This is a genomic window from Brassicibacter thermophilus (assembly GCF_055378355.1).
The window spans coordinates 484121-502043 of record NZ_AP042446.1; the positions used below are offsets into that span (position 1 = coordinate 484121).

Here is a 17923-nt window from a genome sequence, read left to right on the forward strand (position 1 = left end):
AGTTGGCAAAATTATTATTTTTAAATTTAATCATCCAATTTTGCTGTTTTAATTATGTTTTTATGCCCGATAGGGCAAGAGTATTCTATTTATACTTTCTACAATTTTAAAAATAAATTTACATATACTTTACAATGATTTCAAAATTGTTATTCTATAATACTAGACTTATGATTATAGAATAACAATAAGTCTGAGAGCCCTATTTTTAGGTCTAATTCTATTTATTCATCAGTATTAATGCTCTATTATGTTGTATTTTTTTAGGCTTATATTAGAGCATAGGTATCGTATGTTAGCTTATTCTTTTAAGTTATATAATATATTAGATATTAAAAACTTAGGTTCATTTGACTTGCACATTTGCAACCTAACATGTCCTTTATGGCTTTTCTTCCGTTAGTTACTGAACATTGACTAAATGGCATGCTTGCTCTTTTGTGTTTGTATATCTTGCTTTTCTTTGGCTTTTTATTTACTTCTGCTGCTGTTAATCCTACTTTTTCTATTATTTCTTCAAGCTTTTCTTCTTTTATTTCTTTGTTCAGTAGTGATTTTATTGTTGTTGCTAATTCTTTGCTTGCTTTTTCTGCTAGTATCTTGGCTAAGTTACTGGCTCCTTGTATTGACCAACTTGTTTTATTCCCTTTCATCCTTTGTGCTAATATATCACATATGCTATGTTCCATTGTTCCTAGATTTCTATATTTAATTCCTTCTGGTGGTTGCGGCATATTTATGTCTGGGCGAAGTTTGTAGAGCACTATCCCTTCTTTGTTGTTTACTAGGTAATTATATAGTGCCTGTAATTTCTTCATTTTCTTTTGATTATCATTGTTTTCTATCATTAGTTTTGTTATCATTTCTAATCCTTCTTCTATGTTACCATTGCTTAGTTTCTTTATTATTTCTTTTGCCTTTTTCTTATCTTCTATGTTCTTAAGTACTGCTTGATTTCTATGAAATGGATCTAATTGAAAGTGTGAATTGTCTTCTTTTATAACTTCTTTTATCCAGTTTGCTCCATCTCCATTTACTATTTTTGTTTCTATTTCGTCAGTATTATATTGTTTCGCTATTTTGGCTTGTCTTAGTTTTCTAAATTCTTTACTACTTCCAAAGCTTGCATATGCTTTTTTGTTCTTTAGTACATATCTATCTTTTTTCTCATGCTTCTTCTCCCAGCCTTCATAAAAAATTCCTAATTTTAGTTCTTTTTTCTCTTTTCCCTTAGTCTTTTTATCTTTACCTTGGATATTTATCCACACTCCATCCATTTCTTCAAACAATATTTTTGTTTCTTTTTTGCCTTGTAATTTTTCTTCGTTGTTTAATTTTATTTCGTGTTTTTCTTTTTGTTTTAGTTGTTCTCCTAAGTTTTGTATTATGTTCCAAGCTGCTGAATGACTTATACTTTGGTTTGTCATTTCTGTTATTTTATTTGCTGTTTTTCTATATGATTCATCTGTTGCTAGATCTACTATTTTTTCTACTAGATTTGTAGATATATGTCCTATGGTTTCCATTTTTAAGTATTCATCTAAAAGGCATTTGTAACCTCTTTTACCCTCTTGTGTAGTATATTGATATATTCTACGTTTATATTCAATTTCGCCCATTATTGTTTTTATGGTAGTTTTCTTTAATCCTTTATTTCTATATTCTTCTTTATCTCTTTCTTTCATTAATTTATTATCTAATTTTTCTAATAGCTCTACGAGCATTTCACATGCCTGTCGGCATACAAGCTTATATATAATTTTCTCTAAGTTCTTGAAATTAATTTCTTTTTCATCTAAACTTATATTATACATGTAATCATCCCTTTTATAGTTTTCTTATTAATTACTATTATATTGGATGATTCATATATGTTAAAGGTGCTTTCGGGCATCTTTTTCATTTTTGTTGTTTTTGCCTACTAAAATTATACTCTAAGATATATTGAGGAAATTGTATAATTACTACAAGGTCAAAATTTTGCAAGTTATAAATTTTTTAAATTATTTTATTATGCAATTTCCTCAATTAAAAATATATTTAATACTCAATTTTACTATTGAACAATGAATAAAAAACGAATAATATTATGTATAAAGAAAAAAATATTCGGGTATGGAGGAATTTTATGGGTAAATATAAAAGAAATGAACGAATAGGAGCATTGATGCATATTTTAACAAATAGACCAAATAATATATTTACTTATAATTATTTTTCACAAATATTCAATGCTTCAAAGTCATCTATAAGTGAAGATATATCTATAATAAAAGAAATGGTAAAAAAAATGGACTTAGGGTATGTAGAAACTATTTCAGGGGCAGCAGGAGGGGTAAAATTTATTCCAAAACTCCCTGGTAGTCAAATTAAGTTATTGCTTAATAATATCTGTGATGAGATTTCTAAAGGAGGAAGATTGATTCCGGGTGGATTTATTTATATGGCAGATATATTATATGCACCTAAAATCATTATGGATATTGGTAAAATATTTGCTACGTATTTTATAAATCAAAAAGTTGATTATGTAGTAACCGTAGAAACAAAAGGTATTCCAATTGCACTGATGACTGCACATATTCTCAATGTACCTTTGGTAATAATTAGAAGAAATACTAGGATAACAGAAGGTCCGACTGTTAGTATTAACTATGTTTCAGGATCAACTAAAAAGATACAAACTATGTCTCTACCTAAAAAAGCCTTAAAAGAAGGCTCAAAGGTATTGGTAATAGATGATTTCATGAAAGCAGGGGGTACTGCAAAGGGTATAAAAGAAATGATGTTAGAATTTAAGACTGAAGTCAAAGGAATTGGAGTTTTTATATCTACTGAGGAACCTAAAAAGAAACTTGTTGATGATTTTTTATCTTTGCTTATATTAAAAGATATAGATGAAGAGAATAAAAAGGTTTATATTGAGCCAAATATGGAAATAATTAATGATTAAATAGGAAAAATATTTAATAATTCAAAATAAATTAATTTTTTTAGAAGGATTTTGTTAGATTTTAGAGAATATAACAAATACATATAATAACGATCTGCTTATTATCTTTCTGAACTTGAAGGATAAAGGCTAATTTAGAAAAGGGGTTCTATAAATTAGGATATCCTTTTCCGACTCACTTGGGGGAAGGTGGTGATTACATGAAAGTTACAGACGTAAGGGTGAGAAAGGTTAATAATGAAGGGAAAATGAAGGCTATAGTTTCAGTTACATTTGATGATGAATTTGTAGTTCATGACATTAAAGTTATTGAAGGACAAAATGGATTGTTCATAGCTATGCCAAGTAGAAAGATGCCTGACGGTGAATTTAGAGACATAGCACACCCAATTAATTCCGAAACTAGAAGTAAAATACAAGAAGCTGTATTTGCAGAATACGAAAAATTATTAAATGGGTAAATAAAGGGTCAATGTGGACCCTTTTTACTTTTTTGACTAAAAAATAAAAGAAATAATGTAGATTTTATGTAATGAATCATATACAATGTATAGGGATATGCTTTGCTGATTTAATTTTTCAGCTAAAAAGCCAAAAGGAGTGAAATATATGATAAATTCTATAATACTTGCTGCAGGAGAGGGAACTAGGATGAAATCCAAAATACCTAAGGTCCTTCATAAGGTTTGTGGTAAGTATTTATTGGACTATGTTATAGAGGCAGCAAGGGGTGCTGGTGTAGATCAAAATATAGTTGTTGTTGGGCATGGTGGAGATAAAGTCAGAGAGGTTATTGCGTATGATGATTTAAAAATTGTTAATCAGCCTGTAGGAGAGGGTGTGCCTTACGGTACAGGTTTTGCTGTAATGCAGGCAAAGGATTACATAAAAGACGACAGCTATGTGATAATCCTTTATGGAGATACACCTCTAATAACAAAAGATACAATAAATATGCTGATGAAATTTCATGTAGATGAAGATTATGATGCTACGGTACTTACTGCAGATTTTGAAGATCCTACAGGATATGGTAGAATTATAAGAGATGCTACAGGAAATGTTATTTCAATTGTAGAGCATAAAGATGCTACTGAAGAAGAAAAGAGAATTAAAGAGATAAATTCAGGTATATATTGTTTTAAAGGGAAAAACTTAAAAATTGTATTAGATAAGCTTGGTAATAATAATGCCCAAGGAGAATACTACATTACAGATGCTATAGAGATTTTAAATAAATTGGGTTGTAAAGTTGGGGCTTATAAAATTAATAACCCAGTAGAGATTTTAGGAGTTAATTCTAGAGTTCAGCTTGCAGAAGTTGAAAAGATTATGAGGAAAAGAATTAATGATAGTTTCCTATCTCAAGGGGTTACAATGATAGATCCAAGCACTACTTATATTGAAAAAGGAGTTAAGATTGGGACGGATACCATAATATACCCTGGGGTTATTATTGAAGGGAATACGGTAATAGGCGATAACTGTGTAATAGGACATAATACTAAAATAGTTAATAGTAATATTGGCAATAATGTTGAGATAGAAATATCCACTATATTAGATAGTTATGTAGGAAATGATACAAAGATAGGACCTTATGCATACTTAAGGCCTAATAGTAAAATAGGAAATCATGTTAAAATTGGTGATTTTGTTGAAGTAAAAAACTCTACCATTGGAAATAATACAAAAGCTTCTCATCTTTCATACATAGGAGATGCTGAGGTAGGAGAAAATGTAAATATAGGATGTGGAGTTGTATTTGTTAATTATAATGGAAAGGTAAAAAACAAAACTATAGTAGAAGACAATGCTTTTATAGGCAGTAATTCTAATCTTGTGGCTCCAGTAATAGTTAAAAAAGATGGATATGTAGCTGCAGGATCTACTATTACAGACGAGGTTAAAGAAGGAGAACTTTCAATAGCCAGAGCAAGGCAGGTTAATAAAAGTGGTTGGGTTGAAAGAAAAGGACTTCTAAGAAGATAAAAAATTTTAGGAGGAGTTGAAATAATGAATATAAGCGGAAGAGATATTAAAATTTTTACGGGTAATGCTAATAAGGAATTAGCTAAAAAGATATGTGAAGAATTAGGAGTGCCTTTAGGAGACTGTGAAGTAGGTACATTTAGTGATGGTGAAATATCTGTAAGTGTTAATGAAACAGTGAGGGGCTTTGATGTTTTTGTAATACAACCAACATGCCCTCCAGTAAACGATAGTTTAATGGAGCTTTTAATACTTATGGATGCATTTAAAAGAGCTTCTGCAGGAAGAATAAATGCAGTTATACCATATTATGGTTATGCAAGGCAAGATAGAAAGACTAAAGCTAGAGAACCTATTACTTCTAAGCTCATTGCTGACTTACTATCAAAGGCAGGAGCTGACAGGGTTCTTACAATGGATTTACATGCAGGACAGATACAAGGATATTTTGATATCCCAGTAGATCACTTGTTAGGAGTGCCAATTCTTGCTGAGTACTTTAAGGGAAAAATAGAAAAAGAAACCGTTGTTGTTTCTCCGGATTTAGGTGGTGTTACAAGGGCAAGAAATTTTGCTAATTTATTAGATTTACCTATTGCCATTATTGAAAAAAGAAGGCCAAAAGCAAATGTATCAGAAGTGATGAATGTAATAGGTGATATTGAAGGAAAAAATGTTATTATAATAGATGATATTATTGATACAGCTGGTACTATAACAAAGGCAGCAAAAGTATTAAAGAACTTTGGGGCTTTAAGAGTGGACGTTTGCTGTACTCACCCAATATTATCAGGACCTGCTATTGAGAGAATAAAAAATTCTGATATAGAAGACTTTGTTGTTACAGATACTATACCATTACCTAAAGAAAAGAAACTAGATAACATTAAAGTAGTGTCTGTTGCACCACTGTTTGCAGAAGCTATTAAAAGAATATATAAAAATGAATCAGTAAGCACATTATTTGACTAGTTGTTTAGGAGTTGATTCCTTTGTTTGCAGTAGTAGGTTTGGGAAATCCAGGCAGAAAATATAGAGGAACGAGACATAATGTAGGATTTGATACTATTGATTGTTTAGCACGGAGAAATGGATTCAAGATATGTAAAATTAAACATAAAGCTATTATTGGTGAAGGTACGATAGGAAAAGAAAAGGTCTTACTTGTAAAACCCCAGACATTTATGAATAATAGCGGAGAGTGTGTGCTAGATTTATACAATTATTATAAACTTCCCATAGAAAATATTATAGTTATAGTAGATGATATAGATATTAAATTTGCTACATTAAGAATAAGAAAAAAGGGAAGTGCAGGAAGTCATAATGGGATGAAATCAATAGTGTACCAACTTCAAAATGATAATTTTCCACGAGTGAGAATAGGTGTGGGCAAACCAGAACCTGGAAGAGATTTAGCAGATTTTGTTCTTAGTGGTTTTACAAATGAAGAAAGAAGAATAATAGATGAAACAATAGAACGAGCTGCTATGTCTGTAGAAGAAATAATAATAAATGGTATAGACAAAGCTATGAATGAATATAATAGATAATATGTGAATAAAATAATATAAGAATGCTATTTACCTAAAGCCCAGGAATTGTCCTGGGCTAGAGGTGTTTTCATTAGGGAGTGGATAATTATGCAACGTAACTTTTTGGTTGACCAACTAAAAAATTTAGAATCATATCAAAAACTTTTAGAAAATGTATATGAAGGAACAGGACCAGTATCATTATATGGGTTAACTGAAGAAAGCCTAAGCCATATTTGCTATGCTCTTAAATACCATACAGGAAAGCAAATGCTTATTCTAACTTATGATGAGCTTAGAGCTAAGAGGATTTTTGAAAACATTCAAACATTTGAAAAGAAGGATGTTTTTTTATTTCCTTCAAGAGAAGCTGTTTTTTATAATATTGATGCATATAGTAATGAAGTTTCTCATACAAGATTGAAAGTATTAAATCAGTTAGTTAAAAAAAACAATTGCATTATAACGAGTTCTATTCAATCTGTTTTAAATAAAAATATGGCATATAAAATTTTCAAAAAAAATATGCAGATTTTAAAATATGGAGAAACTGTTGACTTAAACAATTTAATTGAAGTTTTTATCAAACAAGGTTATGAAAGAGTAAGTATGGTTGAAGGTAAAGGGCAATTTAGTATAAGAGGAGGAATAATAGATTTTTTCCCTATAACTTGTGATAATCCTTTTAGAATTGAACTCTTTGATAATGAAATAGATTCTATTAGATCTTTTGACATAAAGACTCAAAGATCTATTAAAAATATTGATAGTGTAGAAATTTTCCCTGCTAAAGAGATTTTAATTAACCATGAATCAAGAATTAAAATTGTTGAAAATATAAAACAAGATTTAGATGATACATTAAAAAGAATTGATAAAAACATGGAAAAGGAAAAAATAGAGGCTTTAGAGGAAAAATTTAGGCATTGTATTGATAGAATAGAAAATGGGTTAAATGTTAAAAATATGGACCTTATTATTCCTTATATGCTTTCTGAAAATTTAGAAAGTATAGTATCTTATCTTAACAATGATTCTCTAATAATACTTGATGAACCTCATAGAATAGAGGAAGCTGTTGGAGCAAATAAAAATGAGTTTATTAATAGATATATGGATTTATTCGAAAGAGGAGAAGTATTATCAAAGCACCAGGATTTATATTTTAAATACGAAGATATAATAAAAGATGTGAAGAACCATTTTTGTATTACTTCTACTGGAATAATGAAAAAGATCTCTCAGTTTAAATCAAAAAATATTCTAGATTTTACGACTAAAGATGTGCAATCTTTTTATAATAAGCTAGACTTACTAGTAGATGATTTAAAACATTATAAATATCGTGGATATAAAATTATAATATTATCTGGTTCAGTAGACAGAGGAATAAGGCTTGGAGAAAACTTAAGGGAGAATAATGTAGAATGTAGATACACTGATAATTTAAATGAAGAAATAAAATCAGGGCAAGTTTTCATTACACCAATGTCTGGGACCAAGGGATTTGAGTATCCAAAATTAAAATTTGTTATAATAAGTGATAAAGAGATATATGGTATACACAAAAAAAAGAGAACTAGTAAACAAAGAAAAGATTCAAGAAAAATCTCTTCGTTTACTGATTTAAATGTTGGAGACTATGTTGTACACGAAACACATGGGATAGGTAAATATATGGGTATAGAGCAGCTTGATGTACAGGGAGTTAAGAAGGATTATTTGAGCATAAAATATCAAGGGCAGGATAAACTTTATGTACCAGTAGACCAGATGAATTTAATTCAAAAATATATAGGTGCTGATTCTGTAAAGCCTAAAGTAAATAAACTAGGAAGCAGTGATTGGGCAAAAACTAAGGCAAAGGTAAAAAGAGCTATTGAGGATATGGCTAAAGATTTATTAGAGCTTTATGCAAAAAGAGAGTCTACTAAAGGATTTGCTTTTTCAAAAGATCAACCTTGGCAAAGACAATTTGAGGATTTATTTCCTTATGAAGAGACTGAAGATCAATTAAGATGTATTGAAGAAATAAAAAGGGATATGGAAAAAGATAGACCTATGGATAGGCTTCTATGTGGAGATGTTGGGTATGGTAAGACTGAAGTAGCTTTAAGAGCAGCTTTTAAAGCAGTCATGGATGGTAAGCAGGTAGCATTTTTGGTACCAACTACAATATTAGCACAACAGCACTATAATACTTTGATCGATAGGTTTAGTCAATTTCCTGTAAAAATAGAAATGCTTAGTAGATTTAGAACTCCTGCTCAACAAAAAAATATAATTAACTCACTAAAAAGAGGGAGTATAGATATAATTGTTGGAACTCATAGATTGCTTTCTAAAGATATAAAATTTTATGATTTAGGACTTTTAATAGTTGATGAAGAACAAAGATTTGGTGTTAAGCATAAGGAGACTCTAAAGAAGCTAAAAGAAACTGTAGATGTTTTAACACTTACTGCAACTCCTATACCAAGAACTCTTCATATGTCACTTGTTGGAATAAGAGATATGAGCATAATAGAGGAGCCTCCTGAAGAAAGATACCCTATAGAGACTTATGTATTAGAATATAATGAACAACTTGTTAGAGATGCAATAATAAGAGAATTAAATAGAAATGGCCAAGTATATTTTGTTTATAATAGAGTACAAGGAATTCAAAAAATTGCATCTAGATTAAAAGAATTAGTTCCTGAAGCAAGAATTGCAATAGGACATGGGCAGATGAGTGAGAGACAGCTTGAAAAAGTAATGATAGATTTTTTGAATAAAAAATACGATGTTTTAGTATGTACCACAATTATTGAAACAGGGTTAGATATTTCAAACGTTAATACTATAGTGGTATATGACGCTGACAAAATGGGATTATCTCAACTTTATCAGTTAAGAGGAAGGGTAGGGCGTTCAAATAGACTTGCATACTCGTATTTTACTTATCAGAGAGATAAGGTATTATCTGAAGTTGCAGAAAAAAGACTAAAAGCTATAAAAGAGTTTACCGAGTTTGGTTCAGGATTTAAGATAGCTATGAGGGACTTAGAAATAAGAGGTGCAGGAAATTTATTAGGTGCAGAGCAGCATGGGCATATGGAGGCTATAGGATATGATTTATATGTTAAGTTTTTAGAAGATGCTATAAAGAAACTTAAAGGAGATAAAATATCTGAACAAATTGAAACTACTATAGACTTAAATGTAGACGGATATATTTCAGAAAAATATATTAATGATGAAGAACAAAAAATTGAAATATATAAGAAAATTTCTTCTATACAGTCTAAAGATGATTATTCAGATGTCTTAGAAGAGATTATGGATAGGTATGGCGAAGTTCCTTATCAAGTGATTAATCTTATGAAAATATCTCTTATAAAACACTTAGCTAACAAAGCTAAAATTTATTCTATTACCCAAAAAGGGAAAGAAATTACTATCGAATTTTTTGATAAAGATATTATGAAGCCTGAGTTTATAAATAAATTAGTAATGGAATATGGAAGAAAAATAACTTTTGATTTATCAAAAAAACCTATTATTCGATTTATGCTACCAAATGAAAAACAAGATGACGTTTTAGATAGAGTCCAAAAAATAGTAGAAAAAATTAGTAGTTTAAATAATTGAAGATATAATATATAATTAAGATAAAAGACTCATATTAAGGAGAGGGTATGATTGACGAAAAATTATAAAAGATATCTTATTTTTCTTGTGTCAATAATCTTAATGCTATCTATAGCTTTAAGTGGATGTAAAGATGCTAATGAAGAAGCTGTAGCAAAAGTCAATGGAGAAATAGTTTCTAGAGAAGAATTTGATCAGAATTTTGAAATGTATAAAAAGATTTATGAAGATAGTTATGGACCAGATATATTATCTAAAAGTGCAGGTGAAAATAAAACTTTTGAGGATTTGATAAAAGAAAATGTACTAGAAAAGTTAATTACTGAAGAAATAATTTTGCAGGAAGCTGAGAAAGAAAATCTTATTGTATCAAATGAAGATGTAGATAATGAAATAAATTCTTATAAACAGTTAATTGGAGGAGAAGAAAAGTTTAATGAATTTTTAAAAGAAAATAATATGGATATTGATTATTTTAGACAGGGACTAAAAAAAGAGATGAGTATTGAGAAATATAAAGATAATTTTATTAGCGGACTAAAAATAGATGATGAAGAAATCAAGAAAGTTTATGATAATAATCCAGATGCATATTTGCAAGTAAGGGCTAGCCATATTTTGGTAAAAGAACGAGAAGAAGCAGAGGAAATTTTAAATGAATTAAAAAATGGAGCTGATTTTGCAAAAATAGCTGAGGAAAAATCTGAAGATCAAAGGTCCGCAGTAAATGGTGGTGATTTAGGATATTTTACTAAAGGAGAAATGGTGCCGGAATTTGCGGAAGCTGCATTTTCAATGGATATTGGACAAATTAGTGATATAGTTGAGACGCAATATGGATATCATATAATTAAGGTTACAGATAAGCTTGATTCTTTTGAAAAAGTAAAAGAAAATGTTAAAAATGATGTTTTAAATGAAAAGTATGCTGAACATTTACAACAGCTTAGAGATGAAGCTGATGTAGAGATATTACTATCAAATAATGAAGAAAAATAAAAATCGCCTTAGGCGATTTTTTTTATAAATTACCACCAATGCATAAAATATTCTAAATAGTAAAATAATAAATACACATAGAAAAAAAGAGGAGGGAAACAAGTGAAAGCAACTGGTATAGTTAGAAGAATTGATGATTTAGGCAGAGTAGTTATTCCAAAGGAAATCAGGAGAACCCTTAGGATAAGAGAAGGAGACCCTTTAGAAATATTTACTGACAGAGAGGGAGAAGTAATATTAAAAAAATATTCTCCAATTGGCGAATTAGGAGAGTTCGCTACAGAATACTGCGAAGCTCTATATGAAACACTTGGTAATACTGTAATTATTTCTGATAGAGATACTATTATTTCTGTAGCTGGAGGTTCTAAAAAAGAGTATATGGACAGAAGGGTTAGCCCTGAGTTAGAAAAAATAATGGAAAGCAAAGAAACATATGTAGCTACTAGTACTGCTAAACCAATAAGAGTTGCTTCAGAGGAATTTAACTCTGACAAATATAGTTGCCAGATAATAGCACCAATAGTAACACAAGGAGATCCAATAGGGTCTGTGATAGTACTTTCTAAAGAACCAGATGCGACTATGGGAGAAACAGAAAGAAAAGTTATTGAAACAGCTGCAGCATTTCTTTCAAAACAGATGGAAAGCTAATAGTTGTGAATACAGCCTGCCGATTAAGTTGGTAGGCTGTATTTTTAAAAATAAATTTGTTTAATAAATAATCTCTTTTTGGTATAATAGTATGAGGAATTTACATAATTACTGAAGATGAATTATTTTCAAGGGATTTCCAATAGGAGGCTGGTTATGACTAAAGAGAGTTTTTTAAGAGGGGCCGCGATTTTAGGTATTGCAGGGTTCTTGGTGAAAATTTTAGGTGCAGTATATAGAATACCATTAGCAAACATTATTGGGGCTGAAGGATTAGGATATTATCAAACTGCTTACCCAATATATAATTTATTATTTTCTATATCTACAGCAGGTCTTCCTGTTGCTATTGCAAAGCTAGTATCAGAAAAACGTGCATTAGGTGATTATAGAGGTGGGCAACGAGTATTTAAGATATCTTTTATAGGTCTTTTTATAGGAGGAATACTGACATCATCTTTTGTTTTTTTTGGGGCAGAATTTATAACAAATAAAGTCCAAAATCCTAATGCTTATTACTCTATGATAGCTTTAACTCCAGCACTTTTTTTTGTGCCTATTATGTCAGCTTTTAGGGGATATTTTCAAGGAACACAAAATATGGCTCCTACAGCACTTTCTCAAATCGTAGAGCAAATTTTTAGAGTAGCAGTAGGATTGTTTCTCGCCTATACTCTTCTAGATAAGGGATTACCTTTGGCAGCAGGTGGAGCATCTTTTGGAGCCTCTGCTGGTGCAATATTTGGTACTATAACGATGATTTTAATATATTTAAAAAGAAGGAGAAATATTAGGGCAGAAATTAGCAGAAGTTCAGTTTATACTGAGGAAAAAACTAGTAAGATTATTAAAGATATATTAGCAATTGCAATACCAATTTCTATAGGGGCATGTGTTGTACCACTATTTAATATTATGGATGTAACTATAGTAATGAAAAGACTTCAAGGATTAGGATATTCCCAAACAGAAGCTAACAATCAGTGGGGGCAACTTACTGGATTTGCTCAAACTTTGATTAATTTTCCACAAGTATTTTCTATTGCTTTAGCTATGAGTTTAGTACCTGCAGTATCTGATGCTTATGCTAGAAAAAATTACGATAGTATAAGACGTATAACACGTTCAGGGATTAGGATAACCTTACTTATAGGCTTACCTTCTGCAATGGGGCTTTTTATTTTAGCTACTCCGATAATAAATTTGCTATATGGGGGTAATCCTATTGAAGTTCAGCTTAGTACAGGAGCTATATTAAAGGTTTTATCCTTTAGTGTTATATTTTTGACATTAGTTCAATCTCTTACAGCTATATTACAAGGTTTAGGAAAACCCATTATTCCTGTGAGAAACTTATTTATAGGAGCAGTATGTAAGTCTTTTTTATCTTTTATACTGGTAGGAATACCAGGTATTGAAATTAAAGGTGCTGCTATTAGTACAATTGCTGCATATTTAATTGCTGCTACTTTAAATTATATTGAAGTGAAAAAATCTACTAAAACAGAATTCAAATTTGGACGATTGTTAATAGGCCCCATATTATCTGTGGTAGTGATGACATTAGGTGTTTGGTTTGTATATGTAAGTATATATACAACCATAGGGAGTAAGTTAGCTACTGTTATTGCTATATTAATTGGGATATTAGTATATGGATTTTTATTGTTAGTTACTGGCTCAATTAATAGTGATGATTTCCAAATATTACCTAAAGGAGATAAAATATCTAAGATATTAAAGTCTTTAAGGCTATTAAGAGATTAATCATAATTAGTGAAAATATTGATATTTCATTTTACAAATTGGAAACTATAATAATAAACTATGGAGGAATTTATAATGGGGAAGATAGTTATAATTGGTTTGGGGCCTGGTGATATCGGAGCTTTAACTTTAGAAGCTGTAGATAAAATAAAGGATGGCAACAAGCTGTTCTTAAGAACAAAAAAACATCCTACAGTTAGATATTTACAGCAAAACAATATTACGTTTTACTCATATGATCACGTTTATGAAAATAAGGAAACATTTGACGATGTTTATGAATATATAACTACAGATCTGATTAAAAATGCAAAAAAATATGGTAGTATAAATTATTGTGTACCAGGTCATCCTTTAGTTGCAGAAAGTACAGTGAGAAGATTATTAAAAATAAATGAAAAAGAAGGCCTTGAATTAGAAATAATACCCGGTATGAGCTTTATAGATCCAGTTATCACTGCTGTAGGACGTGACCCTATAAAAAATGGATTAAAAGTTATTGACGGATTAGATATATCATGGCAATATGTAGATATAAATACTGATAATATTATTACTCAAGTTTATAACAGAATTATAGCTTCTGAAGTTAAACTAAAATTATTAGAGAGTTATGATGACGAATACACAATATATGTTATAAAATCAGCAGGTATTAAAGGAGAGGAAAAAGTAGTAAAGATTCCTCTATATCAATTAGATAGAATTGAATGGATTGATTATTTAACTAGTATATATATTCCAAAGATGGATAAAATAGATAAAAATACATATGATATGAATAATTTAATAGATATAATGGGAAAATTAAGAAGTGAAGATGGATGTAAATGGGATATGAAGCAAACTCATAAATCTCTTAGGCAATACGTAATAGAGGAAGCTTATGAAGTTGTCGATGCTATTGATAGCGAAGATATGGAATTATTGTGCGAAGAATTAGGGGATTTATTACTTCAAGTATTATTTCATAGTCAAATAGCAAGTGAAGAAGGTTATTTCAACATATTAAATGTTACATCAAATTTATGTAATAAACTGATATATAGACATCCCCATGTATTTGGGAAAATATCAGCAGATAATTTAGATGAAGCAAATATGAAATGGGAAGAAATGAAGTATAATAAGAGAAAAAATGAGAGTTACACTGAAAGACTAAAAGAAATACCAAAGGATTTACCGTCTTTAATGAGAAGTTATAAAGTTCAGAAGAAAGCTGCTGATGTAGGTTTTGATTGGCATGATATAACTGGAGCTATTGAAAAAGTTAAAGAAGAATTTAATGAAGTTATGGAAGAATACAAGAGAGGTGATGTGGATAAAATAGAAGAGGAATTAGGAGATTTATTGTTTGCTATAGTAAATGTTGCTAGATTTTTAAATATTAATCCAGAGATTGCACTAAATGAAGCAACAAAAAAATTTATAAAAAGATTTGAATACATGGAGCTAAAAAGTAAAGAAATTGGGAAAAATTTAAAAGATATGACTTTAGAAGAAATGGAAAAACTTTGGGAAATGGCCAAAATAGATAATAATAAAAAAATGATAAAAAATATTACTAAAAAGAAGGATTTTACGTAAATGCATAGAATATGCTTATAAGTATTGATTTTTAAACATTTTAATGAAGGAGGAATATAAATGAATAAATCTGAATTAGTAGCTAGCATGGCAGAAAAAGGTAATTTAACCAAGAAAGATGCTGAAATTGCCCTAAATGCGTTCATGAAAAGTGTTGAAGAAGCATTAGTTAAAGGTGAAAAAGTGCAATTAGTTGGATTTGGAACATTTGAAGTAAGAAAAAGAAAAGCTAGAGAAGGAAGAAACCCAAGGAATCCAAAAGAAGTTATAAAAATACCAGCTTCAAGTGCTCCAGTATTTAAAGCGGGAAAAACTTTAAAAGAAGCAGTTAATAAATAAAAAAATCAGGTCCTTGACCTGATTTTTTGCTTGAAATAATTGTTTATGGAGGATAAGTATGAGAATTGATAAATTTTTAAAAAATTCAAGAATAATAAAAAGACGTACTATAGCAAAGGAGGCTTGTGAACAAGGTAGAGTCCTGATCAATGAAAAATTAGCAAAGCCTGGTACAGAAGTGAATATAGGAGATATAATAAAAATTAACCTTGGAAATAAAGAAATAAAAGTAGAAGTATTAGAATTATTAGAACATGCACCGAAGAATAAAGCAGAAGATATGTATAGATTATTATAGAAGTCATAAAAATACCTTTGTATACATATTATTTAATAGTATCTTGTTTATGCTATACAAAGGAGGGATATTATGACTGAAAAAAATAATTTAAATAGAAGTCAGAATGTAATATTGGAGAATAGAGAAAAATTGAGCGTATCTGGGGTTGAACATGTGAATAGTTATAATGAAAATACCATTGTTTTATACACTGTTAAAGGAAAGATAACGATAAAAGGCAACTCTTTAAACTTAAATAAACTCAATTTAGAGGATGGGAATGTTACCATTAATGGTTCAATAAACGGAATAATATATAGTGAAAGAGATACACCTAATAGTAAGAGTGGAGGGTTGTTGGGAAAAATGTTTAAATAAATATTTTGCTTATATAGGGGGATAAATATGGGGGATTCAATACAAACCCAAGCCTATATATTTTTATCTACTCTTTATGGTGGTATTATTATAGGTTTCATTTATGATTTATATAGGATATTTAGGTATTTTTTTAGACCTAAGAAGATAGCCACTTTTATAGAAGACTTTGTGTTTTGGATAATAGTATGTATTATATCATTATATATTTTATTTTCAAGCAGTTGGGGGCAAATAAGAGGTTATAATTTTATAGGGTTTTTAAGTGGTGCTTTGCTATATAATAAATTATTAAGCAAATATATAATTACCTTTTTGGTACATACAGTTAGATATATATTAAAGATGTTAAATATTTTTTTAAGAATTGTAACTTATCCTATTAGATTAATATGGAGATTATTATCTATTCCTCGGAAAAAAATAAAAAAGAAATATAATAGAATTAAAAGATTGAATAAGATTCCTTTAAGAATATATGGTGATTTAAAAAGAAATATAAAAATGATTTCAACAAAAAAATAAAAGGGTTTTCTTATTATTTGTAGAAGTATTTATGTAAACTTGTTTGGAGGTATAATTATGGGGAATAGAAATAAAAAAAGGAGATTTAAATTAAGGTATATTGTATTTCTTTTTATATTATTTTATATTGGGACAACTTTTATAAATCAACAGATAACTATTAAAAAATTAGAAAAAGAAAAAGCAGAAAAACAAGAGGAAATTAAAAAACTTGAAGCTGAAATAAATGAGACAAAAGAAATAATCGATAATATTGGAAATTTAGACTACATTGAAAAAATTGCTAGAGATGAGCTTAAAATGGTTAAAGATGGGGAAATCATATTCATAGATAGTACTAAGAAAAAGGATACATTTAATATTGAAGAAAAACCTACAAATTGACATATCTTATATTATAGGATATACTTAAATAGATTAATATAGATAATATATAAGAAGGAGGAATCTTTTCTATATGCCCGTTTTAGTAGGTAATGTAGTTGAGGGTATTGTTACAGGCATAACAAATTTTGGGGCTTTTGTAAAATTACCCGAAGGAGAGACAGGACTAGTTCATATTTCTGAGATATCAGATGACTATGTAAACAAGGTTGGTGATTATTTAAAGAAAGATCAAAAGGTGAAGGTGAAAGTATTATCTATTAGCAATGAAGGGAAAATTAGCCTTTCCATAAGACAAGCTAAACCTAAACGAAGTAATAACAAGCCAATTGAAATAGATTGGGGAAAGATTGATGACAAACAAAGGCATATGTCTTTTGAGGATAAACTTTCAAAGTTTATGAAAGAAAGCGGTGAAAAGCAAGACCAATTAAAAAGTAGAGAATCTAAACACTGGAATTCAATGAGAAGCCGTAGTAGAGCTTAGGAATTTTGGATGTAATAACCGGGATAATCCCGGTTTTTGTTTTTTTGACGACAAAATAATATTTTTTTTAAAGTGTTGGATATTTTTGTACATAAAGACATTTGTTTGAATATACAAATTAAACTGTTAAGATAATCTTAATGTTTTATGTAGCGTATATGTCTTTATATGAGTCTTAATGTTCAACAAATAAATTTATGCTTATATTAAATAATATTTTAATGTTTTTGGGAAATTGGAAATGTTTTAGTTTAACAGAGTTTATTTTAAAGTATTAATATTATTGTTTATGTATAATAATCAGGTTATATACACAATTAACTAAGGTGAGAAAAAAATTATTTTTAATATTTATTTTACTTTTACTAATTAAAAATATAAAAAAAATTATGTCGATTGGAATGACTGCA

17 protein-coding genes are annotated in these 17923 nt (G+C 29.2%); 16 read left to right on the top strand and 1 reads right to left on the bottom strand.

The window, feature by feature from the left end:
- Positions 1–332 precede the first annotated feature (332 nt).
- Positions 333–1814: an ISLre2 family transposase gene (locus ACZ41D_RS02370; RefSeq protein ID WP_464150702.1), complete on the bottom strand. Its 1482-nt coding sequence runs from the start codon at positions 1812–1814 to the stop codon at positions 333–335.
- A 314-nt stretch (positions 1815–2128) separates the two neighbouring features.
- On the opposite strand from ACZ41D_RS02370, the gene purR reads away from it, so the two are divergent.
- The 16 genes from purR (at position 2129) to ACZ41D_RS02450 (ending at position 17513) form a co-directional block, all read left to right on the top strand.
- Complete coding sequence (gene purR / locus ACZ41D_RS02375) at positions 2129–2953, top strand: pur operon repressor (protein WP_464152319.1); 825 nt, start codon at positions 2129–2131, stop codon at positions 2951–2953.
- Between the two features lie 200 nt (positions 2954–3153).
- On the top strand, positions 3154–3414 hold the full coding sequence (gene spoVG, locus ACZ41D_RS02380; protein ID WP_464152320.1) for a septation regulator SpoVG: 261 nt from the start codon (positions 3154–3156) through the stop codon (positions 3412–3414).
- A 148-nt stretch (positions 3415–3562) separates the two neighbouring features.
- On the top strand, positions 3563–4945 hold the full coding sequence (gene glmU / locus ACZ41D_RS02385) for a bifunctional UDP-N-acetylglucosamine diphosphorylase/glucosamine-1-phosphate N-acetyltransferase GlmU (RefSeq protein WP_464152321.1): 1383 nt from the start codon (positions 3563–3565) through the stop codon (positions 4943–4945).
- Between the two features lie 24 nt (positions 4946–4969).
- Positions 4970–5917 carry a ribose-phosphate pyrophosphokinase gene (locus tag ACZ41D_RS02390; protein WP_464152322.1) on the top strand — a complete coding sequence of 316 codons (948 nt, stop codon included), beginning with the start codon at positions 4970–4972 and terminating at the stop codon, positions 5915–5917.
- A gap of 20 nt (positions 5918–5937) precedes the next feature.
- Positions 5938–6498 (top strand): aminoacyl-tRNA hydrolase, encoded by a 561-nt coding sequence (pth, locus tag ACZ41D_RS02395; protein ID WP_464152323.1) that lies wholly within the window; start codon positions 5938–5940, stop codon positions 6496–6498.
- Between the two features lie 90 nt (positions 6499–6588).
- The gene (gene mfd / locus ACZ41D_RS02400) at positions 6589–10113 is read left to right on the top strand and encodes a transcription-repair coupling factor (protein ID WP_464152324.1); all 3525 of its coding nucleotides are present in this window, start codon (positions 6589–6591) and stop codon (positions 10111–10113) included.
- A gap of 51 nt (positions 10114–10164) precedes the next feature.
- Entirely contained in the window at positions 10165–11112 is a 948-nt protein-coding gene (locus tag ACZ41D_RS02405) for a peptidylprolyl isomerase (protein WP_464152325.1), read from the top strand.
- A 102-nt stretch (positions 11113–11214) separates the two neighbouring features.
- Positions 11215–11766 (top strand): stage V sporulation protein T, encoded by a 552-nt coding sequence (gene spoVT, locus ACZ41D_RS02410; protein WP_464152326.1) that lies wholly within the window; start codon positions 11215–11217, stop codon positions 11764–11766.
- 156 nt (positions 11767–11922) lie between these two features.
- Positions 11923–13533 (top strand): putative polysaccharide biosynthesis protein, encoded by a 1611-nt coding sequence (locus tag ACZ41D_RS02415; protein ID WP_464152327.1) that lies wholly within the window; start codon positions 11923–11925, stop codon positions 13531–13533.
- A 75-nt stretch (positions 13534–13608) separates the two neighbouring features.
- Positions 13609–15120 (top strand): bifunctional methyltransferase/pyrophosphohydrolase YabN, encoded by a 1512-nt coding sequence (gene yabN / locus ACZ41D_RS02420; protein ID WP_464152328.1) that lies wholly within the window; start codon positions 13609–13611, stop codon positions 15118–15120.
- 60 nt (positions 15121–15180) lie between these two features.
- On the top strand, positions 15181–15459 hold the full coding sequence (locus ACZ41D_RS02425; protein ID WP_464152329.1) for an HU family DNA-binding protein: 279 nt from the start codon (positions 15181–15183) through the stop codon (positions 15457–15459).
- Positions 15460–15517: 58 nt separating this feature from the next.
- On the top strand, positions 15518–15757 hold the full coding sequence (locus tag ACZ41D_RS02430) for an RNA-binding S4 domain-containing protein (protein WP_464152330.1): 240 nt from the start codon (positions 15518–15520) through the stop codon (positions 15755–15757).
- A gap of 72 nt (positions 15758–15829) precedes the next feature.
- Positions 15830–16117 carry a sporulation protein YabP gene (yabP, locus tag ACZ41D_RS02435; RefSeq protein WP_464152331.1) on the top strand — a complete coding sequence of 96 codons (288 nt, stop codon included), beginning with the start codon at positions 15830–15832 and terminating at the stop codon, positions 16115–16117.
- 27 nt (positions 16118–16144) lie between these two features.
- Positions 16145–16642 carry a spore cortex biosynthesis protein YabQ gene (gene yabQ, locus ACZ41D_RS02440; RefSeq protein WP_464152332.1) on the top strand — a complete coding sequence of 166 codons (498 nt, stop codon included), beginning with the start codon at positions 16145–16147 and terminating at the stop codon, positions 16640–16642.
- 57 nt (positions 16643–16699) lie between these two features.
- A complete protein-coding gene (locus ACZ41D_RS02445; RefSeq protein ID WP_464152333.1) occupies positions 16700–17026 on the top strand; it encodes an FtsB family cell division protein in 327 nt (108 codons plus the stop codon).
- A 73-nt stretch (positions 17027–17099) separates the two neighbouring features.
- On the top strand, positions 17100–17513 hold the full coding sequence (locus tag ACZ41D_RS02450; RefSeq protein WP_464152334.1) for a S1 RNA-binding domain-containing protein: 414 nt from the start codon (positions 17100–17102) through the stop codon (positions 17511–17513).
- Positions 17514–17923 lie beyond the last annotated feature (410 nt).

Coding starts and splice junctions, on each gene's coding strand:
- ACZ41D_RS02370 (WP_464150702.1), bottom strand. CDS start 1,814: ATGTATAATATAAGTTTAGATGAAAAAGAAATTAATTTCAAGAACTTA.
- purR (WP_464152319.1), top strand. CDS start 2,129: ATGGGTAAATATAAAAGAAATGAACGAATAGGAGCATTGATGCATATT.
- spoVG (WP_464152320.1), top strand. CDS start 3,154: ATGAAAGTTACAGACGTAAGGGTGAGAAAGGTTAATAATGAAGGGAAA.
- glmU (WP_464152321.1), top strand. CDS start 3,563: ATGATAAATTCTATAATACTTGCTGCAGGAGAGGGAACTAGGATGAAA.
- ACZ41D_RS02390 (WP_464152322.1), top strand. CDS start 4,970: ATGAATATAAGCGGAAGAGATATTAAAATTTTTACGGGTAATGCTAAT.
- mfd (WP_464152324.1), top strand. CDS start 6,589: ATGCAACGTAACTTTTTGGTTGACCAACTAAAAAATTTAGAATCATAT.
- ACZ41D_RS02415 (WP_464152327.1), top strand. CDS start 11,923: ATGACTAAAGAGAGTTTTTTAAGAGGGGCCGCGATTTTAGGTATTGCA.
- yabN (WP_464152328.1), top strand. CDS start 13,609: ATGGGGAAGATAGTTATAATTGGTTTGGGGCCTGGTGATATCGGAGCT.
- ACZ41D_RS02425 (WP_464152329.1), top strand. CDS start 15,181: ATGAATAAATCTGAATTAGTAGCTAGCATGGCAGAAAAAGGTAATTTA.
- ACZ41D_RS02430 (WP_464152330.1), top strand. CDS start 15,518: ATGAGAATTGATAAATTTTTAAAAAATTCAAGAATAATAAAAAGACGT.
- yabP (WP_464152331.1), top strand. CDS start 15,830: ATGACTGAAAAAAATAATTTAAATAGAAGTCAGAATGTAATATTGGAG.
- yabQ (WP_464152332.1), top strand. CDS start 16,145: ATGGGGGATTCAATACAAACCCAAGCCTATATATTTTTATCTACTCTT.
- ACZ41D_RS02445 (WP_464152333.1), top strand. CDS start 16,700: ATGGGGAATAGAAATAAAAAAAGGAGATTTAAATTAAGGTATATTGTA.
- ACZ41D_RS02450 (WP_464152334.1), top strand. CDS start 17,100: ATGCCCGTTTTAGTAGGTAATGTAGTTGAGGGTATTGTTACAGGCATA.